The sequence below is a fragment of the Streptomyces sp. NPDC055099 genome, assembly GCF_053607685.1.
Genome location: NZ_JBSGUA010000023.1, coordinates 20,543 through 44,732, shown reverse-complemented (window position 1 = coordinate 44,732; position 24,190 = coordinate 20,543). Strand labels below are relative to the sequence as shown.

The following is a 24,190-nucleotide window of genomic DNA, read 5'->3' as shown; positions in this document are numbered from 1 at the left end:
GGGTGCGTAGATGCACTATGCGGTGGGCACCCCCGGATGGATGCTCACCGCATAGTGCGCCTTGTGCACATCGTCTCAACTCAGTGCCTTCTACGAGCCCTTGTCACCTGCGGCAAACTGCACCGTAGCGGTGACCGGAGACTTCTACCGTGCCGTGAGACCAGGGTCGACCTCGGCACCCGGCAGAGGTGGTGCCTCGGTGACGTCGAGGAACACCTGATCGGCCTGTGGCCAGCGTTCGGCCACGCCGGCCTTGATGCGCTCCATCACGAGTTCCACCACCTCGCTGTCCCGGCCGGGCGCGAGGTCGATGCGGGCGGCGACAAGCGTCGAGTCCATGCCGAGCCGCATCGTGAGCAGGCTCGCGACACGGTCGATCTCCGGCTGCTCGGCGAGGAAGTGGGCTATCTCCTCGCGCAGTTCGGGATCGACGGACTCGCCGATGAGTTGCTCCCTGGCCTCTTGGCCCAGGCGGTAGGCCACCGCGATGAGGAGCAGGCCGATCGCTATGGAGGCAGCTGCCTCGTAGACGACCTTGCCGGTCGCCATGTGCAGGCCCATGCCGATCATCGCGAGGGTCACGCCGAGTACGGCGGTACCGTCTTCGGCGATGACGGTGCGCAAGGCCGGGTCGGAGCCGACGCCGCCCTCCTGCCGCCGCACCTGCCACAGCGCGCGGACCAGGGAAGCACCCTCGGCGAGGAAGGCGACACCGAGTACGACGAGACCGATGATGTAGCCGGTCGTGCTTTCGGAGCTTTCGGCGCGCAGCGCCTCGACTCCCTGGAAGATGGAGAAGCAGCCACCGGTGACGAAGATGCCGACGGCGGCGAGCAGCGACCAGAAGAAGCGTTCCTTGCCGTAGCCGAAGGGGTGTTGGGGGTCGGCCGGTTTACGGCTGCGGCGCAGCGCGGCCAGCAAGAAGACCTCGTTCATGCTGTCGGCGATCGAGTGAGCAGCCTCAGAGAGAAGCGCGGGTGAGCCGGCGAACAGTCCGCCCACCACCTTGGCCAGGGCGATGACCAGGTTCGCGGCAAGCGCCACCCACACGGTGGTCTTCGTCTCCTGGTCCTTCGACGACTTGTTCCTCGCGGCCTGCTCGCTTGGCACTCGCTCGGCCGACGCCGGTAGGTCCGACGCTTGCTCGGTCGACGGCTTGGCGGTCATCAGGCCTCACAGTTCTGGGGGTCTCAAGCGTGCTTGCAGCGGACAACACGCCGCCGTGTACCCCAAGGGTGTGGCTCCAGACGTGCGGGAGCCGTCGCTGCGCACGTGCGCCGAGTGCACGGTCTGGCTGACACGACGTTCTGGGCCGACCTCGGCGCCTTCGCCGGTCAGAGCCCCGCCCCCGCCTCTCGCTGCCGGTCAAACCGACTCTCACCAAGGTGGTGATCCAGTACTGGTGACGGTGCCCTCACTCACGGGCACAGAAGCCGGCACGAAGCGGCGCCGCGCCTGCGCACCCGGTGGAGCCGGACGCTCAGAGCCACCCCATCGGCCCAAGGGACACGCCTCAGCTGACCACCCCGCGTCGTTGGGTCGCTCTGCAGGCGGGCGGCGCATGCTCTTCGCGGACCAACATCATTACCGCACCTCACCCACCCTGCCAACTGCCCACTGCTCAGGCCCTCGATGGCAGCCGCCGGTGCAACGCCAAGGAGGCCCGCCCGTCTGCCTCAGAGGAACCTAAGGCTTGATTGGTGCGGCCGACCCGGCGGCCTGCTCGATCTTCGCGCAGAGGGCCACACGGGCTTCCTCGTCGATCTGCTGCTCGTTCTCGGCGCGCACCCCGGTCCGGCCGTCGAGGTCCTCGCGCAGGATGTCGGCATGCCCGGCATGCCGGATGGTCTCACCAAGGACGTGGACCATGATGGCGAACAGGTTCGTGTTGGGAGAAGGCTCCGGCCACCACGGCACGTGGCCGGGGGCGTCGAACGGAAGCTCGTTGATCGTCGCGTCCGCGTGTTCCCACGTGCGCCGGTAGAACCCGACGATCTGATCACGGGTCTCGCCCTCGGCCGCCCACAGATCACTGCCGTCGGAGTCCTGCCACCGGGGCAGCGGTTCCGGGGAAGGGCGGTCGAAGACCTCGCCGAAGTATCTCGCCTCGACGGTGGCCACGTGTTTGACCAGGCCAAGGAGGTTGGTTCCGGTCGCTGTCAAAGGTCGGCGGGCGTCGTATTCCGACAAGCCGTCGAGCTTCCACAGCAGCGCCTCACGGTCACGCCGCAGCCTCCCGTGCAGGGTGCCTTTCGCGAATTCATCGATCATGCGGCTTGACACTGCCATGGGCTGCTCACGGTCTCAAGATCCCATACGTGGTCCGCAACGACAGGCACAGCCGCATTGGTGCCCCGAGACTCACGTCACCGTCCGCAGCGCAGCAGCTCGCAGATACCCGGCAGAGCACTCCACCTCACCCAACAACCCAACACGCGCTCCACGTACGTACGTTGACGCACCATCATAGAAGCGGCCTGAAACCTGGCACAGGGTCCTCACCCGGCTCCAGTCTCGGTCCGACGCGAAGGGAGCGATCGTGTGGGACCTGAGCGTTGACTCCACGGTGTGCCGCGCCCATCTGAATGCGGCCGGGGCGCGGAAGCAGGGTGACCTGCAGAAGGAACCGCCGGGGTGGGTGTCGGCGGAGCCCAGTGATCACGGGCTGGGACGCTCGCGCGGCGGGTTCACCATCAAACTTCACCCCGCTGTCGAGCAGGGCCAAAAGCCCATGGCGATCGTGGTCACGGCAGGGCAGCGTGAGGACCCGCCACAGTTCGAACCTGTACTGGCTAGGGTCCGCGTGCCCCGCATCGGGCCGGGCCGGCCACGCGTCCGCCCCGATCGCGTACGAACTGGTTCTTCTGACGGCGGACCCATTGGAGCTGCCTGCCAAGACGATGCCGTGATCGCGACGTGTCGATTCCATCGCCCGCCTCCGTGCGTGCATCGCGTCCGGCCGGGAACCCGGCTCAGTATGGGAAGCATCAGTAACGTGGAGAAGACCCTGGAGAAGTGGACCGAACCGCTGTGGCAGCGCCTGCTGCCCACGCAACGGGACCAGCCAGAAGTACTGGCCGAACTTCGCCAGACGTGCGACGACAACACGGTCATCGTCGATCGGCAACGCGTCCTGGCACCCAACATCTACACCCTTGAGCTCCCGACAACTGCTCACCGGCGGCTGGCCAAGTACAAGGCACAGGTGCAACGCCAGCTGGGCGCTCAGGTATGCCGGCACGCGGCCGAGCAGGGATACACCTTCCCCGGCCCGGTCTCAGTGCATGTACATGCCGCTCCAGACGACACCGTCGGCCAGTTCCGCCTGCACAGCGCGGTCAATCCCGGCTGAGCGAAGCCTGCGCATCGCATCGCCGACTGGAGCGCGCTCGCCGCGGTGCCGGACAGCAGTACCGTGCTCGCGCATATCGTGCTCGCGCGGACAAGCGGCACCCTCAAGAGCAGCCAAGCCCCCGGAAGATCCACAGAACTCCCGGAGGCCTGCCCGGGGTCAGAATCGGGCGTGTGTGGTGATGTCAGACTCGAATTGGTCGAGCATCTTCGGCGTCACCGTAGGGCGGCACTGGGCGATCGCCTCCAGGTAGCCCGCCGTGCTCGCGCCGGGCAGGCTCTCCGCCGCGGCCACCTGCCCGCCAACCGCAACACCGGCCGAGACCAGATCGCGCTCAAAGGAGTTCTGCGCGGCGATCCGGGCGGCATGCTCGATGTCAGCGGGCGTGAACTGGTCGCTCGCTGCCACCAGTTCATCGACGTCCACCTGCGGTCTGCCGTCGGTGTAGCGCGCCCAGATCGCCGCCCGTGCGGCCTTGTCCGGCGTACCGATCGGAATCAGGTAGTCGAAACGGCCGGGGCGCAGAAAGGCCGGGTCCAGGGAGCGGATCGAGTTCGTCGCACACACCAGGAGCCGCTCGTCGCGCTCCCTGAAGCCCGGGATGAGCTTGAGGAGTTCGTTGGTCACCCCGTGCATCCCGCCGGGCTGCGCCGGCTCCTGGCGGACCGGGGCGATCTCCTCGACCTCGTCGATGAAGACCAGGACGCGTTCCAGCTCGGCGATCGCCGCGAACGCGGAGCGCAGCGCCGCCGCCAGATTGCCCCCGTCGGCCAGCCGCGAGGGCAGGATCTCCACAAACGGCCAGCCCAGCCGCGAGGCGATGGCGCGCGCGAAGGTCGTCTTGCCGGTGCCCGGCGGGCCGAAGAGGCCCACTGCCCGCGGCGGGCGCACACCGTGTCGCGCCGCACGCTCCGGCTCGGCGAGCGGAAGCACGACCCGCCGTTCGATCAGGTCCTTCTCACGCTCCATGCCGACGACCTTGGCCCACAGGTCACCGGGCAGCAGCCGGCCACCGAGGTCGTCGAGAAGGCTGGCGGCCGGCCCGTGCACCGGCTCGACCTTCTCGAAGTAGGCGACGGCCGGGCGGCGGGTGTAGCCCGCGTTGAGAAGTCCATCGCCGAACAGGTCCTCCTCGGGCAGGACGTAGGCGATCCGGCCGACCCGCGCGGCGACCAGGCGGCGCTCCAGCTCGACCAGCAGTGCGCTGGCCAGACCACGCCCACGCCAGCCCGGAGCGATCGCGATCCGCATCACCCAGGCACGTTCCCCCGCCACACAGGCCAAAGCCATCCCGATGGGCACGCCCTGGTGGACAGCAACGACGCCCGGCTGGCGGGAGGTCAAGGCGCTGATGCACTCCGCCACGGAGAAGACGGATTCCTGGCCGAGCTCGGCCGTCGTGTCCATCAGGTGGACCACCGCGGCGAGATCGCTCTCGCGGTAGTCGTGGATCAGCCAGTTCACAGGCCTCGCCCCTCGATCGTTCTCGTTGTCGCGCCGGTGCGGCGAGGCTAGGGGCGCGAAAGGCCACGGGGCGTGTGCCACTGCGCACAAGGCGCGAGGGGGCGATGCTCCGAACCGTCACTGGGCGCGGACGCGTCGAGCGTGCACGCCGTCTCGGGGCCACCAGCTGGAACAGAGCCGCATAGGCGGTGAAATGCCGCATACGGGTTGCGGTGATCCGCCGGGCCGAACAGGACGGTCTGCCGCCCTCCCCGCGCGGCCGCAGCGGCCCCGAGGCGTGGCCGTCGAGGCGTCGGCCGGTGAACTCAGCCGTCGGCCCCTGCCCCGTCGTACCTGGCCGGCGGGTCGAACGTCGGGGTGGTGCCGGTCAACGCGCAGCTGGTCTCCCAGAGACGTGCCGCGGTCGTGGTGTCGGTCAGGTGGTCCCAGAGGGGTTCGAGCCGGGGAGTGCCGCGCAGTCCGAACACGCGTGGGCTCCACATCTGGCCGCCGCGCACGCTCGGGTCGAGTACGGCCCGGACAGCGGGCCACGCGCCGGCATCCTTGCCCTGGACGACGAGGCCGAGTGGGAAGTGGCGCAGTCGCCCGCCGGTGGTTCGGGCATGGACCGGCGGCCGCGAAGGGGTGAGGGAGTCGAGTGCGCCACCGGGGTGGGCGAGCACGCTCATCGTCGTGCTGCCGCCGGCACGCAGGCGGCGGTCGAGTTCGAGGGCGAAGAGCATCTGGGCCAGCTTGGACCGCCCGTAGGCACGCTTGGGCTGATAGTCGTGCGCGCTCTGGAGATCCTCGGGGTTCAGGCGTTCGGACTTGGCGGCGAAGCTTCCGGTGGTGACGATCCGGCTTCCCGGGGTCGCCGCGAGCAAGGGGGCCAGGTGGTGGGTCAGCGCGAAGTGGCCCAGGTGGTTGGTGGCGAACATCAGCTCGTGGCCGGCCTTGGTCTCGCGGCGTGGAGGGTGGTCGAGTGCCACGCCGGCGTTGTGGACGACCGCGTCCAGCCGGTCCAGCCCGAGCGCGTGTACGGATGCCTCCAATGAAGTGAGATCGTCCAAGTCCAGTGGTACGTGCTTCACCTGGGCGCCGTGAATACGCGAGTTGATGGAGACGATCGCGGCTTCAGCCTTCGACGCGTCCCGGCTGCCGAGAACGACCGTGGCCCCGGCGCCGGCGAGCTGTTCGGCGACGAAGTATCCGATGCCCGCGTTGCCGCCGGTGACCAGAACGCTTTTCCCCTCGGCGCGTGGCAGCCGGTGAACGTCCCACTGCGAGGCCTTGGACATAGAGGGCATGGCGTGCTCCCGGAGCTCGGAGTGATCTGAGGCGAGCGGGACCGTACCTGCACATCCGGTCACGCCCAGTCGTCACGGTCCCAGTGGCCGCCTACATCCCACCGACAGGACGCAGCCGTCACCGGCAGACCACCGACACCACCGCGCATTCGCTCGCTCGGCTCCGCCGGAGTTCAGCGCGGGGCCGCCCCAGCCGCCGCCGCCGCCGTCAGGATGCGGTCCAGGACGGAAATCGGGATCGCCGGGTTGGCGACCGCCGCGCGTGCCGTTTCGCGATCGTGCAGCAGTCCCGCCAGGGCGCGGGCCGGCAGCCGCGGATTGCGTACCGCGGTGTCGCGCACGCCGGCCTCCGGGTCGTTCAGCAGGCGTACCGCGTCGGCCGGTGACAGACGGGGGTCCTCAGCCGCGCGGCGGCGCACCTCGGCTTCGGGGTCCCGGGTCAGGCGGGCGACGTCGGCCGGTGTCGACTCCGGGTCGTCCAGGGCCAGGCGGCGCATTCGTCCGCTGGCGTCAGCGGTATGGCGCAGCAGGCCCGTACGGGGGAAGTTGGGGTGGTTGAGGGGCCGGTCGGGGTGACTGAAGCTGCCGTCCCACCAGCGCCAGACCTCCAGCAGCATGTCAGCCGGTGCGTCGTCGCACGATTCGGCGAGGAACAGGCGGACCACCCGGTCCGCGTCCCGCGCCAGGCGGGCCACAACGTCCGGCGGGAGGCGCCGGGCTCGGGCCACACTGCGGCGGACCAAGGGGTGGGACGACGCGGCGAGGCGGCGCATCGCGTCGGCGTCTTCGTGCAGGTCCTTGACCCAGGGCAGGGTGTGCGTCATCGACGTCGGGTCGAAGTCGTGGCGCACCGCGGCCCGTTGCTCCTCGGTGAGGTCGGGGCGCAGCGCCACCGCGGAGCGGATGTCGTCGTGCGGGTCCTCGGCCAGCACCAGGACGCCGTGCGCGCTCAGGCCCGGGTTGGCGGCGAGCGCCCGACGTACCTCCGCGTCCCCGTCCCGGATCAGCTCCGCCTCCAGCTCGGGCGCGAGGCGGCACCGTTCGAGCGCATCGAGCGCCGGCCGCGGTTGGGGCAGGGTGTTGAAGACCTCGCGAGGCATGGGTACGCCGGTGTGGTGGGCGAGCAGCGCGGCCGTTCGCACCGTGTGGTCGGTGTCGGTCAGCAGCCGCTCCCGCAGCGGCGCGGCGAGGTCCTCCCACCGGGCGCAGGCCGCAGTCCGCGTCGGAGGATCGGCGTCGGTCGCGAGGCCGGCGAGGTGCCGTGCGGGGAGCCCCGGCAGTTCGGCCGCTCGCGCGCGGCAGGGGCCTGCGAGGAGGTCGTCGTACAGGTCCTCGGGAAGTTCGGTGCCCCAGACGCAGGCGTGCTCCGCCCACAGCAGGCGTCGATCCGGTGATGGTTCGGCGCGGATCAGGCGTATCCACTGATCGGACGTGAACTGGGGCCGGAAGGTGTCGGCGAGCCTTGAGCGCACCTGCGGATTTGGGTGGGCCAGTGCGGCGTCGAGGACGGCGGGCCGGTCACATCCGTGCAGGAAACTCTCCTCTACGTCCAGGAGCCGGATCAGCAGTTCGTCCGTCGCGGCCGGATTGAACCCGATCCCCTCTGCCCAGTGGGCGGGCCACGCGCCTGGGCCGGGCACCGTCGCCCATACCATGGCCCGCTCGACCTCCGTCTCGCGCCCGGCGGCCGCGGCAGCCTCCTCCAACCGCTGCGGCAGTCGGTCGAGGGCCGTCACCCGCAGCCCGTCCGCGGCGGGCACCTCCGCCAGCAGCACCTGTCCGTCGAGGGAGAGCGCCACGAACCCGGGTGCGCCGCTCAAATCCGGCAGGCCGTTCCCGGCGTGCCGGACCCGGGTCCACCAGGCGTCGTTGCCGCCGATCCGGTGCCTGAGGACGGCGAGCAGGAACTCGCCGTCGGCATCGCGAAGCCGGCGCCACCACGTGGCATCAAGCTCTGTCCGGGCCACGCCGTCCGGTGCCGCGATGCCCCGCGCGATCCGCCAGGCGGCCTCCGGCGGGAACAAGCTGCCCGGGCGCACGTCCTCGACGACCGTGAGCCCGGCGTGTGCGAGGAGTTCGTGGACTTCTTCTCGGTGCTGCACGCGATCATGATCGCGTGCCGGCCGGTGGTGGAACAAGGTCCGCGGCCCGGCCCCACCGGCCCCGGCCCTCCCCCGCATCGATGTGACCGGCTGCGGGATCGCTTGGCGGTCACACCCCGGCGGCTGGAATCGGCCGCCCGTCGAGTACCGGCAGCCGGGTCGACTGGGCAGGTTGTGCCCAGGTCAGCTGCGGGCCTCCGCGTGGAGGGCCCGCGCCATCGGAGAGGACCCGTCGGTGACGAAGGAGCGGATCTGTGCCAGGTAGGCGTCGCGGTCGATGAGCCCGTCCTCGTCGTCGTCCATGGCGTCGAACGCCGCACGGGCGTTGTCGGCGGGGTTGCCCAAGGCGTGGCGCAGCCGGGTGAACTCCGGCCGGTCGAGGTGTCCGTCGCGGTCCGTGTCGGCCAGGTCGAACAGCGATCCCAGGGCTGTCCTGCACACCTCGTCGAAGGCCTGCCCGCCCGCCCATGCCGCGTACTGCGCGAAGGTCACCTGTCCGTCCTGCTCGGCGTCCATCGACGCGAAGACCTGCTCGTGCGCGGTGCGCGCCGCAGCCAGGAGCGGGTCGTCACCGGTCCGGCCCAGTGCCGCCGCCGCGCGTTCGGGCCGGGCAAGGTACTCCTGGCGGGAGATCACTCCGTCGCCGTCGACGTCCAGCATCGAGAAGATGTGCCGCTTGGCCGTGATGGTGTCCATCGGGGCTCTCATTCCTGCGCGAAGCCACAGAAGCGGCGGGCGCCGCTCCCCTCACGGAAACGATCAGCCCTGCGCCAGGTCACACCGCGCTCCCTGGCGAACCCGTAGACGTGACCTCACGAACGAGACGTAGCGAACACGCGGGTCCGGACAGCAATGCTGTCCGGACCCGCGCTCATCAGGCCGTCAGCGGGCCATCAGTGCGAAGACCCCCCAGCCGAGGTATTCACGCTGATACCGCGTGTAGCGGGCGGGCTCGGTGGTGAGCTCGGCCCGCACTTCGGCGGCCAGCTCGTCATCGGGGTTCCCGTCCAGCCACCGGCGGAGGTTGAGCCACTGTGCCGCCTGATAGCGGTCCCAGCTGTCCTGATCGGCATGGACCATTTCCACGACGTCGTAGCCGAGATCGCCGAACTGCCCGATCAGCTCCGGCAGCATCAGGAAGTCGTCCATGCCGGCGGCGTGGCAGGCCTTGGCGGTCTCCTGGTCCGGCACTTCCCGACGCCAGTACGGCTCACCGATCAGCATCAGGCCGCCGGGGCGCAGACTCTCGCCCAGCAGCTCGACGGTGCCCGCCACGCCGCCACCGATCCAGGTGGCGCCGACGCACGCGGCGAGATCGACCGACTCGTCCGCGACGAAGCCGACGGCGTCGTCGTGCACGAAGGTGACCCGGTCCGCGACGCCGAGTTCGGCGGCACGGGCGCGTGCCTTCTCGGTGAACACCGTGCTGATGTCCACTCCGGTCCCGGTGACGCCGTGGTCGCGGGCCCAGGTGCACAGCATCTCGCCCGACCCGCTGGCGAGGTCGAGTGCGCGTGTGCCGGGCACCAGGTGAAGTGCCTGGCCCAGGGCGGCGAGCTTGCCAGCGGTGATCGGGTTGTGGACGCGGTGGCTACTCTCGCGAATGGTGAAGATGCGTGGAAGATCCACTTGAGGTGTTCCTTCGGTTTGATGAGGTCATGGCGTGTGCGGGAGACAGCCGACCGGAGTCGGCAGTCGTGGCTCGGACCGTCATCAAACACACCTCGTTCGCACGCATGGATCTTGAGCCGCCGAGTGTAAACGCCCCCGGGTGGCGTCTCCACCGAATTACCCGACGTGGTCTCCTGCACGCCAAGTTGCGCTCCCACGGCAGCGCTGCGGTTCACCGCTGCCCAGGGTCGCAGACCCCCGCACACCGGCTGGCCCTCAGGAAGACGCATTCGCGCCGCAGGACGCATCAGAGCGCCCTGCCAGGTGCCTGGTCCTGATCAGCCGCCCCTCCACCGTGCCGATCGCCAGGTCACCGTCCGGACCGGCACTCAGGCACGTGGGGGTGTAGACGTGCCCGCCACGGGTGAGCGTCCTGCGCTGCACCACCGTGCCGTCCGCGGCGCGCAGCGCGAGCAGCTCGCAGGCGCCGGTCACGGCGTGGACGAGACCGCCGTGCACATCAACTCCGGTGACCCGCGCGCCGAAGCGGTGGGCCCAGACCACAGCACCGTCCGGGTAGGCGCGACGTACGAGATAGCTGCCATCACCTGCCGTGCACGTGTGGACGATCCCCGGCCCGGCCTCGTCATCGACGTACACGGCGGGACCGCCGCGCAGGACGGGACCGAGGCAGTCGTCCCAGGCAAGCGGAAACAGTCGCTCGATTCCACTGGGGTCCGCCCGCACGACCCACTTCTCCAACAGTTCCACCCGTACGTCCGCGCCACCGACGCCGTAGAGGAAGAGCAGATGGGGCGAGCGCCGCACCGGAAAGTCGTAGGAGGTGCCGCACTCCCCCAGTGCCAGGGTGGAAAGCTGTCGCCCGGACGGCGTGAGCACGACGCTCTCGCTCGGAGGCCAGGTCGGTCCGGGGAACAGCTCCCGGGAGTCCCGGGCCACCCAGGCGCCATCCGTGCGCGCAGCGATGGCGACCGGGAAGTCCAGACGCAGTTCGGCGAGTTGGGCGCCGTCGGCGAGGGCGTACCGGTGCAGCAGGGTGCGCCGGTTAGCGCTGTCGCCCTCCAGGACGGTAGTCCAGATGCTCTCCTCATCCGGAGTGACATACCAACGACAGCCATTGCGCTGAAACGGGTCGTCGGGCACCGGCACGGACCACTGCAGGACGCCGTGCGCCGACCAGCACTCCACCAGGGCTCCACCCGACGACGAAACCAGCATCCGCCCATCCCCCAACACCTCCACCAGGGACGTTCCGGACCGCCGCGCCCAGGCGCGGCCCTGCTCGGCAGCGACCCCGGCAAGATAGCGCTGAGGCTGATCGATGTACGGCCCCTTGATGCTGGCCCAGTCGACTTCCACCGGCACCTGCGGCCAGGAGACCTGTGCCGCCAGCACGTCAGCGGTCACACCGCGCCAGTCGTCGAGCTCGACGGCCGAGCGTGTGTACGTCAGGACCGGCTCGTCGAAGTCGGTGACCGACCGAGCGAACGTCACCTCCAGATGGCGCGCGTCCCGCCAGCACAGATGGGGCACACCAACCCCGGCGACGGCCACGTCGGTACGACGGCGGGACTCCACCTCGTACAGGTGCAGTCCGCCCCGGAGTTCATACTCGTCGCCGTCCTCCGTGCCCACGGCGAGCAGGGGCAGGACGGGATGGAAGGTGAGCCCCTCGATGCCCTTCTCCAGCTCGATCTCGTCCCACAGGACGAGGTCGCTGGATCGGTACACGACGACCCGACCCAGATTACCGCGGCCGCTCGTGTGACAACTCACGGCGATCCAGCGGCCGTCCGCGCTCACGTCGGTCGTGAACGGGTGGCCGATCTCGGGGAACGGGTCATCGGGTATGAGGTGCACCGCAGGAGCGTATCGCCCGAAGATCCCCGGTTCGTACGCACGCTGACCGCAGAGCACAGGCCCCCCCTGCGACCAGGCAGTTGGCAGTCGAAGTGCCGCTTCCCTGGGCCGGCCCGCGAGCCGAACACTATGACCGAAACGACCAGGGCGTAGCTATCGGATCCACCCCCTCCCTAGCATCCTCCCCGCGGCGCACCATGTGTCGCGTAGGACAAGGAGCCGCGTCTTGAAGAGCCTGAGATCGTTGCTGTCCCACCCACAACGGGCGCGAGACGGGAAGCACCCCACACAGCGCAGACAGCGCAGACAGCGACAGCAACGCGCGGCACTCCTCGTCGGCCTCGCCGGCCTCGTCGTGGCCGGCACTCTCACCGGCACACCCAACGCCCACGCCGAACCAGGCGGCCCCCACCAGGCCGCCTGCCCCGCGGACTTGAAGGACACGGCGGCGTGCTACACCGGCCAGGACGCGAACGGCGCGTACTACTCCATCGCCATCCCCCGGAACTGGAACGGCTCGCTCGTCGTACATGCCCACGGCGGTCCTGACCTCGGTGACGGCTCCGACCCCGAGCGCAGCGCCGGCGATCTGGAGCGCTGGTCGGTGATGGTCAAGGAGGGCTATGCCTGGGCCGGCTCGTCGTATCGTCGCGGTGGCTATGGCACCCGGATGGCCGCCGCGGACACGGAGAACGTACGGCGCCTGTTCTGGCAGAAGTTCGCAAAGCCGAAGCGCACGTATGTGCACGGCCAGTCCTGGGGTGGGGGCGTGGCCGCCAAGGTGGTCGAGACCTACGCCTCGAAGCGCGGCCCGTACGACGGAGCCCTGCTGACCAACGGCCTGCTGGCAGGAGGATCGCGTGGCTACGACTACCGCGTGGACCTGCGCGCGGTCTACCAGTACTACTGCCGCAACCATCCCCGCCCGAGCGAGCCGCAGTACCCACTGTGGGAGGGCCTGCGCGCCGGGTCGTCGATGACGAACACCGACCTGCGCGCCCGGCTGCAGGAGTGCACCGGACACACCTCGCCTCCGGAGGAACGAAGCGCACTGCAGCAGCGCAACCTGGACGACATCCTGGCCGTGACCGGTGTCCCCGAGCGCACCCTGGAATCACACCTGCGCTTCGCGACGTTCACTTTCCGCGACATCGTGCACCACCGCCTCGGTGGCCGCAATCCGTTCAGCAACACGGGGGTGCGGTACTCCGGATCCCACGACGACAAGGCCCTCAATGCCGGCGTGGCACGGTTCAGTGCTGACCCGACCGCCGTACGCGACCTGTCCTACGACAGCGACCTCACCGGGAAGGTGTCGGTTCCCGTCCTGACGCTGCACGCCATCGACGACCCGACTGTGTACGTGGAGCACGAGGCGGCCTACCGCGCGTCCCTCGCCGGTGCGCACCGAAGCCGGTACCTGGTGCAGACGTTCACCCGAGAGAGTGAGCACAGCGGGCTGAGCAACTCTGAGTACGCCAACTCCGTCGCGGCACTGGACAGATGGGCCCGCACGGGCAAGAAGCCCAGTTCGGCGGGCATCGCAGCGTCCTGCCCAGCATTCGACCGGGCCTACGGGACCGGCTGCTTCTACGATCCGGCCTTCACCCCGGCCCCCTACGCCTCACGGGTCGCTCCCCGGCCTGGTGGCACCAGGTGGCCTTCCATGTCGGCTTGGCAGGAGAGAATGTGGAGCCGGATCGACGGCGTTGGTATCGCTGCCGACTAGAACTGCCCCAGAACTGAGTCGAAGTGCCACCCCCGGGGTCCCGGCCGCAGCCGGGACCCCGGCCTTCAGGTGTGCTCAGTCCTGGTGGAGTTCGTTGCGCCCCGGGCCGCCGGAGAGCTGGTCGGTGCCGGTGCCGCCCCACAGGACGTCGTCGCCGCTGTTGCCCCACAGCGTGTCGTTGCCCGCCTCGCCGTACAGCTTGTCGTTGCCCTTGCCGCCGTACAGGACGTCGGCTGCGCCCCCGCCGCGCAGAACGTCACTTCCGTCTTCGCCGTGCAGGGTGTTGTCCTCGCCGGTGCCGGTCAGGGAGTCGTTTCCGGGGCCGCCGAAGCAGTCCTGGCTGCAGCGGGTGAGGGTGTCGTTCCCGGCATCGCCCCACGGGCCGAAGCCCATCGGGCCGCCGCCGCCCTCGAGGCGGTCGTCGCCGTCGCCACCGTGCAGCAGCGCGGACTCCGACGCCACGATGACATCGTTGCCCGGGCCGCCGTAGATCCCTGCCCAGGCCTGGCTGTCGGGCGCCAGGGTCGCGCTGTCGTTTCCGTCGCCGAGGTCGATGTCGTAGCTGTCGGAGTCGTCGGAGTTCTCCGGGATCTTGACCGCGCACCGTACAACCGTACGGTCGCCCTCCTCGGGGTACACGCACTCATCCCACTCCGCCGCGTCGGCGGAGATGGCGATGTCGTACCGGTCGTGGAAGGTGAGCACGTAGTAGGAGTCGTGCTCACCTCGGTGGTCGATCTCTTCGTCGACCGTCACCTTGTTCTGCTGGCCGGGTGCCGCCTTGTACCAGAGCTCGCCGTCCGCCACGACGACGGCCGCCGTGGCACGGACGGCAGACGGGGCGGCCTGAACGGTCGACGCCGTTAACGCGGCCGTGCCGAACGTCAGGGCAAGAGTGGCGGTGGCTGCGATGGTCCGGTGAATGCGCATGCGGAAGGGCCCCTTCAGGGTGCTCGTGTGCGGTGGTGCTCCTGTTCACCCCGTTAGACAAGAGGCCCCAGCACGCCGTTGCCCGCGCACGCATGAACAGCGACGGACGACGCGATGACCGGCACGTGGACGCTCTACAGCGGCAGCGGTGCTACGTCACGCTCCACTTCAGCGGCTCCTTGTAGTAGCCCTGGGAGTAGGTGACCTTGTCCACCTCATCCCCTTCGGGGACGAGGTACGGCTCGCAGACAGTGCGCTTCTCGCCCTTCTTCCACACGTCCTCGGTCCCGAGTTCCTTGACGCCGTTGAGGAGGTTGCAGTCCTTCGGCGTGCTGCTGAGTGCGCCGATGAGGATGAACTTCGTGCCCGGGCCCGAAGCAGTCTCGACATTGACATCGCTCATCACCTGGGGCGGCTTCTTGAGCGTGGCGCCCCCGACGTGGCGGGCATTGACGTAGACCCACACGACCTTCTTGCCCGCGTACTTGTCGGGTTCATCGAGTTCGTCGAGATCCTCCGGCTTGCCCTCGACGACCTTCATCGGCGTGAACACGAACTTGGCGGTCTTCTTGTAGCTGGTGATCTCCTGCTCCGGGCCCGGCTGACCGATCCGCAGCTTCTTGGGAGCCTCAGAAGCTTTGGAGGGGGCGTCCTTCGGGGAATCGGCCTCGCTGGGGAAGCACGCAGTGGCGGTGCACACCGTGGCAGCGCCGACGGCTATCAGTGCAAGCCGTCGACCGAGACGGGCCGCGTGCTGACTCTGTGGGTTAAACATAAGACGACACCTTATGTTGATCAATCCACCCGGCAGGAACAGCCAGCCCAACGGCGCCGCCGGGCACAAGTGGTGTGCATCGCGTGGCAGACCGGGAACAGGTACGGCGACACGTCGTCACCGATCGGAGGACCATGCCGCACGACGAAGACGAGGACAGTCCTGCCGCGCTGCTGCCCCTGCTGCGCATCTGCGTGGACCGGTTACTCGCGACCGCGGCCACGCTGTCGGACCAGGACGTACGGGCTCCTTCCCTGCTGCCGGGCTGGACCCGCGCCCATGTCCTGACCCACCTCGCCCGCAGCGCGGACTCCCGCACCCGGCTGCTCGCCTCCGCCCGCACCGGCTGCGACGTTGCGCAGTACGCCGACGAGGCTCAGCGGGAGCGGGAGATCCAGGAGGGCGCTCGACGGACCGCCGAGGCCCTCCTGGACGACATGGACACCGCGTTGCACCGGTTCCTCACCGCAGCCGAAACCCATCCCTCACACGCGTGGGATGTGCCGGTGCGCTGGCTCGGGGCCGGTCAACGGCCGGTGCGCCGGGCGGTCTCCAGCATGCTGCGCGAGGTGGAGGTGCACCACACCGACCTGGCGACCGGACACTCCCCGGCCCACTGGCCCGCCTCCTTCACCGCCCGCGAACTGAAGAAGACCATCACGAAACTACGCGCCGATCCCCACACGCCGCCCATGACCTTGCGCGCCGACGAGGACCAGGTCCTGCGGGTCATCGGCGACGGCCCGGGGCCCTGTGTGAACGGCCCCGCGGCCGAGCTCCTGGGCTGGCTCACCGGACGCCGTGACGGGCACACCTTGACCATCGAGCCCCCAGGGCCTTTGCCGGCCGTGCCCGCCTGGCGAACCTGACGGTCGAGGACCCCGGCACAGACTCGTCCTCGTCATCGCCGCGCGGTATGGAAGTGGATGCGCTCGCCCTGCTTGCCGAAGAGGCTCAGCACTTCGACGCTGCCGCGCCCGGCGGCACCGAACCAGTGCGGAATCCGGCAGTCGAACTCGGCGGCCTCCCCTGCCCCGACGATGAAATCGCGCTCGCCCATCTGCACACGCAGCCGACCGCGGAGCACGTAGAGCCACTCGTGGCCCGCATGGGTGCGCAGATGGGGTTCCGTGTCGTGGGCCGGGATCGTCAGCTTGTACGCACGCGGCTCGGCCTGCTGCCGGGACAGCGGGACCAGCACCCGGCCGTTCTTCTTGGAGGGCTGTTGCTCTACGCGCGGATCGACGATGCGCGGCGCGGCAACGATCTCGTCCAGGGGGATGCCCAGCGCCGCGGTGACCGGCAGGAGAAGCTCCAGGCTCGGCTTGCGCTGCGCGGATTCCAGCCGGGACAAGGTACTGGTCGAAATGCCGGTGGCGCGGGCGAGTTCGGCCAGGCTCCAGTCCTTCTTCTCGCGTGCGCGGCGCAGCCGGGGGGCGATCTGCTCGATCACCGCATCGATACTCGGTTGATCCTGCATGAGCAGCAGGCAACCATTCCGTCCCGGAAACGGCAACGGTTTTGGCCGGTGGCTGCCAGGGCTGCGGATCCTGTCGGCGGAGGTGATCCGGATGGACACAATCGGGATGGATCCGGTCGGGACGGAACCCACAACCATGACTGCCAGGCGGCGTTGGGGCGGACGCGCCGACCGCCTGCCCACAGGGGTGTACCTGCTGGGCTTCAGTCTGTTCGCCATGGGAAGCGCGGAGTTCCTGCTGGCAGGCGTGCTACCTGCGGTCGCCGCCGATCTGAACGTCACGCTGCCCTCGGCCGGGCTGCTCATCACGGCGTTCGCGGTCGGCGTCGTGATCGGCGGGCCCCCGTTCGCCGTGCTCAGCCTGCGCTGGCCGCGGCGCACCACACTGGTGGCCACCCAGGCCGTGTTCGCCGCGAGTGTGGCGGCCGGGCTGCTGGGCAACTACCAGGTCCTGCTGCTCAGCAGGGCACTATCGGGCATTGCCTACGCCGGATTCTTCGCCGTCGCCTCGGTGACAGCGCTGCGGCTGGTGACACCCAACCTCGCGGCGCGGGCCTCCGCCGTCGTGGTCAGCGGCCTCAGCGTGGCGATGGTCGCGGGTGGTCCGGCAGGCACACTGCTGAGCCACTTCACCACCTGGCGTGGCGGTTTCTGGGCAGTCGTGGCCCTGACCGTCGCAGGGATGGCCGGCTGCCTACTCGGACTCCCCGCCGCCCGCCCCGGCGCCGCGCCCGACGCGCGGCCGAGGGTGTCGGCAGAGCTGACCACGATGCGCAAGCCGTCGCTGTGGGGCATCTACGCGATCACGATTCTGACCACCGCGGCATACATGATCACGTTCAACTACCTGGCAGCGATGCTCGACGAGATCACGAAGATGCCCGAAAGCTGGATCCCTGCCGTCCTCGCACTGTTCGGCGTCGGGGCCTTCGCCGGGCTCTCCATCGGCGGCCGGGTCGCCGACCGGCGCCCCCACCTCGCACTGCTCACCGGCGCCCTGGCAACCGCGCTGCTGTCGCTCCTGATGGTGGCCGCCATTCACCGCGTCTGGGCCGTGCTGCCCACGGTGTTCCTGCTCGGTGTCGCCGCCTTCGTACTGAATCCGGCGTTGTACGGGAGGGTGTTCGCCATCGCGGCCGCCGCCCCCACCCTCGCCGGCGCCACCACCGTCTCGGCCTTCCAACTGGGCATCAGCATCACCCCCGTACTGGCCGCAGCCGTACTCACCCACGGCGCCGCTCTCACCTCGGTCTCCTGGATCGGAGCCGCCCTGGCTGCGGCCGCGGTGCCCCTCATCCTCCTGGACCGGGCCCGTGGAGCCCGTAGCTGAGCACTGCTCGACAAGCCATCAGTCAGGCTGCCGTGGCGACGCCGACGCCCATGGCGATGAACAGCCAGCCGGTGGTCAGTTCCCAGCGGTGGCGGATCTTCGGCCGGGTCAACAGGGTGCGTAGCCGCACGGCGACCGCGACCAGGGCGAACCAGAAGCCGACCCCGATGAGGACATCCAGGATGCCGAGCAGGAAGATCTGCTGGGTCCTGGAGCCGCCTCCGCTGACGAACTGCGGCAGGATGCTGAGGAAGAACAGCGCCGCCTTGGGGTTGAGTACGTTGGTGAAAAATCCCTGGGTGAAGCTGGAGCGCCATCGCACGGCGGCCGACTGCGGTTGACCTGGGGCGTTCTGGGCGGCCGCGCGGGGGATCTTGCGCTGTTCGCGACCCGCGGCGGCGCGCTCTCGGGCACTGCGCCGCGCGGCGAGCACCGCCCGTACGCCCAGGTATACGAGATAGGCAGCGCCCATGAGTTTGATGGAGTCGTACACCACGGGTGTGTGGGCAGCGATCACGGACAGGCCGACGGCGGCGGCGAGCATGTGCACGCACAGTCCCGCTTGAGCTCCCAGTGCTGCCGCCCGGCCTTGGGAGGGGTGCTCGGCTGCTGAGCGGAGCGCCACCAAAAAGTCCGGCCCTGGGACCACATAGGCAACGAGCACCACACCCAGGAAACCGATGAGGTCAACTGACATCCGTTCTCCGTTCATCAGCACCGCAGCCTGGTGGCCGCGGGCGCGGGGGGCCTCCGGTGCGGTAGACGGCGCCGCGCACCCCGCTTGTCTCGCCCGAACGGTCCAGGAAATAGCCCTCGGCCAGACGTTGACCCCGCGGGTCGGGCCTGCCGTCACGGTGCGGCGCTTCCGTCACTGCCTTATCTACGGATCTGGCCAACTGTGCGGTCCCGGCCTGGCTCGCGCCGTCGAAGCTGCACAACTTCAGCGCCCCGGTGGCGGTGACGCACGCCGGACAGCCGCCACCGAAGGTGCCACGGTGCTCGCCTGGGCGCCACGCATCGTAAGCGGGGCGCACCAAGGTGAGGGCCATGGGGCCCGTGTACCCCCTGAGGCACATGGACACGCAAATGATGGTGCGCACCGAACGCCTGATCTCCGTGCACTGGATCGATGACCTCGCGCAGCGCCTCTTGCTGCCCGATCTGTACGGCACCAGGGTCGAGATCGACCCCAAGGTGCTCACCGCCACCCGCGACCTGGGGGCCATTCCGGTCAGCGGCCACGAGTGGGGCGCGGGGCTGTTGAGAGGGTCTCGCCACGTTCGGCGACCGCTCCGCGAGACCGCGGCTCGGTCCGATCGAGTGGATTCGCAAGGACGCCTACCGCAGGAGGGCTCCCCGCCGGACTCCGGATGGTGCCGTTGCACCCTCAGCCCCGATCCGGAAGAAGTGCACCGACATGAGACGTACTCCCTCCCGCCGCCTGCTCGCAGCTGCAGTCTTGGTGGCGACCGTACTGGCCCCGATGGGGACGGTTCCCGCCGCTGCCGGTACTGCCACCCGCCTCACGGAGGTCGACCGCCACGACCAGGACGAACACCAGCCGGGCGGCTTCAGCCGTGGCATGACCGCACGACTGGACAAGGCCATCGAGGAGGTCCGCCGGGAGGCCAACATCCCCGGCATCGCCGTCGGGCTATGGATGCCCGGCAAGGGACGCTACGTCCGCGCGAGCGGGGTCGCCGACACCACCACCGGTCAACCGATGACCACCGACCTCTACACGCGGATCGGCAGCGAGACCAAGACCTTCACGGTGACCGCCCTGCTGCAGCTCGTGGACGACGGGTGCATCCGGCTTGACGACCCGATCTCCCGCTACGTCCGCGGCGTGCCGAACGGTCACCGGATCACACTGCGCCACCTCGCCGAGATGCGCAGCGGCTTGTTCCCGTACACCGAAGACCCGGATTTCGTGCGCGATCTGCTGAGCGACCCGGGCCGCTCGTTCGCCCAGCGGGAGGTGCTCGCGTACGGCTTCAAGCACCGGAACACCTTCGCGCCGGGCAAGCAGTTCCAGTACTCCAACAGCAACCTGGTTCTTCTGGGTCTGGTGATCGAGAAGGTCACCGGTCATCGCGTCGCCGACGTCATTCACAAGCGGGTGCTGCACCCGGCCCACCTCGAACACACGCTGTTCCCCAGTGGCCCGGAGTTCCCCGAGCCGCACGCCCGCGGCTACACCAACCAGACACTGAGCGGCAAGATCGAGGACTCCACCGACTGGAACCCCAGTTGGGCCGGAGCCGCTGGGGCGATGATCTCGAACCTGCACGACCTGCGCCGCTGGGCCAAGACCGTCGCCACGGGGACGCTGCTCCGCCCGGAGACCCAGAAGCAGCGGCTCCGGATGCTGCCGACCGGCCACCCCGGAACGAGCTACGGCCTCGGCATCTTCAAGACTGGTGGCTGGATCGGGCACAACGGTTCCATCCCGGGCTATGAGAGCGTGACGGTCTACCTTCCCTCGCAGAAGGCGACCTTGGTCCTGCTCCTCAACACCGACATCACGCATGACGGCCAGGAGCCGTCCTCGCTGGTCGCTCGAGCAATCACCGAGATCGTCACCCCCAACAACGTCTACGATCGTCCGGTTCCCCCGCGCTAGATACTGCGCGGTGTCGCCGACGGCGTCCTGAACGAACGCACTCCCCCCCACGTGTACGCAGCGGCGTGAGACCCAGCCGGTCCGGGAGTCAGGCCACAGACAACGGCCCACAGGCTTTGGCGGTGGCGGTAAGCAGGGTGAAGGTGCTTGCTGCGTTGAGCACCTCCCCCGTCCTCATCGGCCAGCGTACGACTGTGTGAGGGAGCCGCGCTGGGCAGGCTCGGTGCCGGTCTGGACGACGGCGGCCATCTACGGCACGAAGAACTCTTTGGATTGCCCGAAGGCAACCGACGCCGCACCTCCGCGGCGCAATCCTCGGCCAGGATAAAGATCCTGGAACCAGGGCAACGCGCCCGTCGGCGGCGCCCGCGCCGACGGGCGGTACCCCATTGACAGTTCGGGCTCGTTTGCGAAGTTCAGCCGTAGTAGTTGTCCGGTCTCCGGACGGTGGAAGCCTCAGGTCCGCCGGATGAGGCAAGGGTGCCTTTTGCGGCCAGTGGAGCCGTCGGCTTCGGGCGCATGTGACCGGCTCCCGGTGCTGGCGAGCAAGGTGGGCCACTACCGGTCCATGGGTGCCTTGAGCGCCCGGTGTGCACGTCCGCTGACCGGAGCCCCCATCGGGACGAGATGGCCGGTAGCGCGTCTGGGGGAATGTGCGCCTCGGTGCTGTGGTGAAGGCCCAGCGTTCGCGTGCTTGAAGCCGCGACCACTTCAGAGAGGGGACGCTCATGGCGTTCCTCAGGCACAAGTCCACGGGGTTCCGCTGCGCGGTGGCCTGCCCGACTGCTCAGGGCTGGTCCGCGATGTTCCTGCGGCCCTCCACTGCCGCGGCCATCAGCGAGACGGCGCTGCTCTCCGACGCGGCAACGCACGACGTGTACGGGAGCCAGTTCACCGAGCTGCGGCAGACGCAGTACCAGGACTTCATGCTGTACCCGCACGCCGTAGTCCAACTGCCCGCCTACACGGACGGCTCGGCACAGTATCTGTTCCTCACCGGCTCGGACAGCCTTCAGTATCGCGTGGGCACCGGCGTGGTGAAGTGCGGAGAGCTGGCCATGCGCAGCTGGCTGCCCGCCGACTGGCAGAACAACATCGACGCGCTGCTGCAGGCTCCCAACTCCTCGGCGAACGAATGGCGCACGTACGTGTTCAAGGGCAGCCGCGTCCTCACCTACAACTGGGGTGTCAACGCGGAGTCCGTCGAACGTAATGCGCTGATCACGCAAGGACCGGACGCGGACGCGCCCGGGTGGGCCCAGCTCCCGGCCGACTTCCGCTCCGACCTCGACCACGTCGTCGCCCTTGCGCCCGCCGCCGGGGTACGCCGCACGCTGCTCGTCAAGGGAACACAAGGAGTCATCCTCAACTGGCAGACCGGCGTGGAGAAGTCGGGCGCGCTCACCTCCCTCACCACGGGCCTGGGCAAGATTCCGGCACACTACACGGCGCAGTACCTTCCTCTGTCGGGGACCTACCAGGCAGCCAACACCGGCCAAAGCCTCGAGGCGCGGATCGACGTCGACGGCGTCGGCACGCTGTCCACGATCAGCGGCGACCTCTTCACGGTGTCGGGCCAGACCACCACCTACGCCAACTCCTTCCGCACCACCAGCATCGACGTGCAGTGGACTCATGACTACGTCGTGATCGTGGGTAAGGGACTCACGTGGGCCACCCCGTCACCCGACCTCGTCCAGGTCCGGATGCTGATCAATCTCACCACGGTCGGCCAGCCGCAGCGGACTGCCGCGTGGCTGACCCTGGAGGACGCGAACTCCTACTACCGCGCCATCTGGCGGGAACTGCCCAAGGCAACCACGTACTTCCGCACGGTGGACTACGAGGTCGACACGGTGGTCGGAGAGGCCGAACTCGTCAGTTACGACACGTCGAAGGCCACCACGCCGCCCGGATTCGCGGACCGTGTGCTCACGGTGCCCTCCTCCTTCGCCGAAGCGGGCGTCGAGCTGCGCACCGTCGGCACCCGCAACGTCCTGGACACCACCGGGGCCGGCGCGGACCTGTTGTGGTCCAAGGCCGAACTGCACGCGGCGATGGTGGCCAACTTCAGCGAGTACCGCGACATACCGCAGTGGAAGCTGTGGACCCTCGTCGCGCGTGACTACTCCGACGGAAAGTCCGTGGCCGGCGTCATGTTCGACGCCACGGGCCTGCAACGGCAAGGCATCGCGGTCTTCACGAAGAACAACGTCCTCGGCACCAACGACGAACTGCACACCTACATCCACGAACTCGGCCACGCCTTCAACCTGCTGCACTCCTTCTCCAAGGACGCGGCCGACCCGCCCGCACCGCTGAATCCCCGCGGCCGTTACAGCGACCTGTCGTGGATGTCCTACCCACACCTCTACGACGGAGACCCCAGCGCAGCCGAGAACGAGCGCACCGCCGCGTTCTTCCGTGCCTTCCCCTTCAGCTTCACCGAGGACGAGATCCGCCACCTGCGGCACGGCTTCTACCGCAACGTGATCCTGGGCGGCAGCAACTTCGGGACCGGCGCCGCCAAGGAGCAGCCCACCCTGGAGCTGGTCGCACAACCGCTGACCGACGAATCCGGCCTCGCACTGGAGCTGGAGGGACAAGCGGCCTTCGCCTACGGCGAGCCGGTCGTCGCCCAGCTCAAACTGGGCCGCAGCGGCAGCCGCAGCCAGGTCACCGTGTACCCTGACCTGAACCCGGAGGCAGGACACGTCACCGTCGCGATCACCGACCCCTACGGGCAGAGCCGCCTGTTCAAGCCCCTCACCCACACCTGCGGGCACGACACCACCACGCTCACCACCGAGACGCCACCCCTCTACGCGAGCGTGTATCTCGGTTACGGCGCCGACGGTCTCTACTTCAGCGAACCGGGCCTGTACAAGGTGAGCGCCGCCTACCAGGCGCCCGACGGATCCCGCGTGGTCTCCGCCCCGCGCACGATCCGCATCCGCCAGCCGCTCGCCGCCGCCGACCAGCACATCGGCGAACTGTTGCAGGGCGACGACCAGGGACAGCTGCTGACGTTCCTCGGCTCCGACGCCCCGCAGCTGCAGGGCGGCAACGACGCCCTGCAGGAAGTCATCGAGCGTTACGGCGACCACCCGCTCGCCGCGCACGCCCGGCTGGCCCGCGGCGCCAACGCCGGCCGTCACTTCCAGTACATCCGCGACGGCCGGCTCGTCGTCCGCGAACCCGACATCAAGGAAAGCGTCCAGCAGCTCAGCGCCGCCATCAACGCCTCCACCGGCGACGAGGGCCTGGACAACATCACCCTCAACAAGGCCATGCGCCGCCTCGCCCGCGTCCACGCCAAGGACGGCAACCTGGTGGAAGCCGACGCCGTCCTCAACAAGATGGTCGACACGTTCCGCGGCAAGGGCCTGCCCGCACCGGTCCAAAAGACCATCAAGGCGCAGGCCGAGGAGACCCGCGCCGCCATCCACCAAGGAAAGACCCGCACCACCCACCGCAAGAAGAGGTAGCCCCGGGCACAGGCCCCGCACCGCTGTCCTCCCGGTGTCTTGAGACCACCACGAGGACAGCGGACGGCCACACCGTGCCCGTGAGGTCAGCCGGCCGGGGAGAGCGGATCGCTCCCCGGCCGGCGCACGGAAGCAG

At 69.1% G+C, this 24,190-nt stretch carries 18 protein-coding genes; 6 read left to right on the top strand and 12 right to left on the bottom strand.

Translation table 11 applies throughout. The features are described 5' to 3' along the window. Positions 1-144 precede the first annotated feature (144 nt). Positions 145-1,167 carry a cation diffusion facilitator family transporter gene (locus tag ACWFRU_RS37155; protein ID WP_453692523.1) on the bottom strand — a complete coding sequence of 341 codons (1,023 nt, stop codon included), beginning with the start codon at positions 1,165-1,167 and terminating at the stop codon, positions 145-147. A 519-nt stretch (positions 1,168-1,686) separates the two neighbouring features. After that, complete coding sequence (locus ACWFRU_RS37150) at positions 1,687-2,271, bottom strand: DinB family protein (protein WP_453692522.1); 585 nt, start codon at positions 2,269-2,271, stop codon at positions 1,687-1,689. A 724-nt stretch (positions 2,272-2,995) separates the two neighbouring features. On the opposite strand from ACWFRU_RS37150, the gene ACWFRU_RS37145 reads away from it, so the two are divergent. Next, positions 2,996-3,352: a DUF3662 domain-containing protein gene (locus tag ACWFRU_RS37145; RefSeq protein ID WP_453692521.1), complete on the top strand. Its 357-nt coding sequence runs from the start codon at positions 2,996-2,998 to the stop codon at positions 3,350-3,352. A gap of 159 nt (positions 3,353-3,511) precedes the next feature. On the opposite strand, the gene ACWFRU_RS37140 is transcribed toward ACWFRU_RS37145, so the two are convergent. The 6 genes from ACWFRU_RS37140 to ACWFRU_RS37115 all read right to left on the bottom strand — a co-directional run bounded on the left by ACWFRU_RS37140 (position 3,512) and on the right by ACWFRU_RS37115 (position 11,696). After that, positions 3,512-4,816, bottom strand: coding sequence for an ATP-binding protein (locus tag ACWFRU_RS37140; RefSeq protein ID WP_453692520.1), 1,305 nt, complete (start codon positions 4,814-4,816; stop codon positions 3,512-3,514). A gap of 305 nt (positions 4,817-5,121) precedes the next feature. Beyond that, a complete protein-coding gene (locus ACWFRU_RS37135) occupies positions 5,122-6,102 on the bottom strand; it encodes an SDR family NAD(P)-dependent oxidoreductase (protein ID WP_453692519.1) in 981 nt (326 codons plus the stop codon). Positions 6,103-6,275: 173 nt separating this feature from the next. Continuing rightward, positions 6,276-8,204 (bottom strand): hypothetical protein, encoded by a 1,929-nt coding sequence (locus ACWFRU_RS37130; RefSeq protein WP_453692518.1) that lies wholly within the window; start codon positions 8,202-8,204, stop codon positions 6,276-6,278. A 183-nt stretch (positions 8,205-8,387) separates the two neighbouring features. Further along, positions 8,388-8,900 (bottom strand): EF-hand domain-containing protein, encoded by a 513-nt coding sequence (locus ACWFRU_RS37125; protein WP_453692517.1) that lies wholly within the window; start codon positions 8,898-8,900, stop codon positions 8,388-8,390. 186 nt (positions 8,901-9,086) lie between these two features. After that, positions 9,087-9,833, bottom strand: a complete 747-nt coding sequence (locus ACWFRU_RS37120) for a methyltransferase domain-containing protein (RefSeq protein ID WP_453692516.1) — start codon at positions 9,831-9,833, stop codon at positions 9,087-9,089. 258 nt (positions 9,834-10,091) lie between these two features. Beyond that, positions 10,092-11,696 carry a hypothetical protein gene (locus ACWFRU_RS37115; protein ID WP_453692515.1) on the bottom strand — a complete coding sequence of 535 codons (1,605 nt, stop codon included), beginning with the start codon at positions 11,694-11,696 and terminating at the stop codon, positions 10,092-10,094. A gap of 355 nt (positions 11,697-12,051) precedes the next feature. On the opposite strand from ACWFRU_RS37115, the gene ACWFRU_RS37110 reads away from it, so the two are divergent. Then, the gene (locus ACWFRU_RS37110) at positions 12,052-13,425 is read left to right on the top strand and encodes a hypothetical protein (protein WP_453692579.1); all 1,374 of its coding nucleotides are present in this window, start codon (positions 12,052-12,054) and stop codon (positions 13,423-13,425) included. Positions 13,426-13,500: 75 nt separating this feature from the next. Here ACWFRU_RS37110 and ACWFRU_RS37105 read toward each other — a convergent pair whose 3' ends face one another. Both ACWFRU_RS37105 and ACWFRU_RS37100 read right to left on the bottom strand, forming a co-directional pair. Beyond that, positions 13,501-14,355, bottom strand: a complete 855-nt coding sequence (locus tag ACWFRU_RS37105) for a calcium-binding protein (RefSeq protein WP_453692514.1) — start codon at positions 14,353-14,355, stop codon at positions 13,501-13,503. Positions 14,356-14,506: 151 nt separating this feature from the next. After that, complete coding sequence (locus ACWFRU_RS37100) at positions 14,507-15,055, bottom strand: hypothetical protein (RefSeq protein ID WP_453692513.1); 549 nt, start codon at positions 15,053-15,055, stop codon at positions 14,507-14,509. A gap of 209 nt (positions 15,056-15,264) precedes the next feature. Between ACWFRU_RS37100 and ACWFRU_RS37095 the strand changes: the two genes are divergently transcribed. Beyond that, positions 15,265-15,999: a maleylpyruvate isomerase family mycothiol-dependent enzyme gene (locus tag ACWFRU_RS37095; RefSeq protein ID WP_453692512.1), complete on the top strand. Its 735-nt coding sequence runs from the start codon at positions 15,265-15,267 to the stop codon at positions 15,997-15,999. A gap of 32 nt (positions 16,000-16,031) precedes the next feature. Here the strand turns inward: ACWFRU_RS37095 and ACWFRU_RS37090 are convergent, their stop codons facing one another. Further along, positions 16,032-16,610 carry a helix-turn-helix domain-containing protein gene (locus tag ACWFRU_RS37090; RefSeq protein WP_453692511.1) on the bottom strand — a complete coding sequence of 193 codons (579 nt, stop codon included), beginning with the start codon at positions 16,608-16,610 and terminating at the stop codon, positions 16,032-16,034. A gap of 136 nt (positions 16,611-16,746) precedes the next feature. Between ACWFRU_RS37090 and ACWFRU_RS37085 the strand changes: the two genes are divergently transcribed. Then, complete coding sequence (locus ACWFRU_RS37085; RefSeq protein WP_453692510.1) at positions 16,747-17,940, top strand: MFS transporter; 1,194 nt, start codon at positions 16,747-16,749, stop codon at positions 17,938-17,940. Positions 17,941-17,962: 22 nt separating this feature from the next. Here the strand turns inward: ACWFRU_RS37085 and ACWFRU_RS37080 are convergent, their stop codons facing one another. Further along, a complete protein-coding gene (locus ACWFRU_RS37080) occupies positions 17,963-18,637 on the bottom strand; it encodes a LysE family translocator (protein WP_453692509.1) in 675 nt (224 codons plus the stop codon). Positions 18,638-19,357: 720 nt separating this feature from the next. On the opposite strand from ACWFRU_RS37080, the gene ACWFRU_RS37075 reads away from it, so the two are divergent. Continuing rightward, complete coding sequence (locus ACWFRU_RS37075; RefSeq protein WP_453692508.1) at positions 19,358-20,566, top strand: serine hydrolase domain-containing protein; 1,209 nt, start codon at positions 19,358-19,360, stop codon at positions 20,564-20,566. Positions 20,567-21,294: 728 nt separating this feature from the next. Further along, entirely contained in the window at positions 21,295-24,054 is a 2,760-nt protein-coding gene (locus tag ACWFRU_RS37070; RefSeq protein WP_453692507.1) for a hypothetical protein, read from the top strand. The last annotated feature ends 136 nt before the right edge of the window (positions 24,055-24,190 follow it).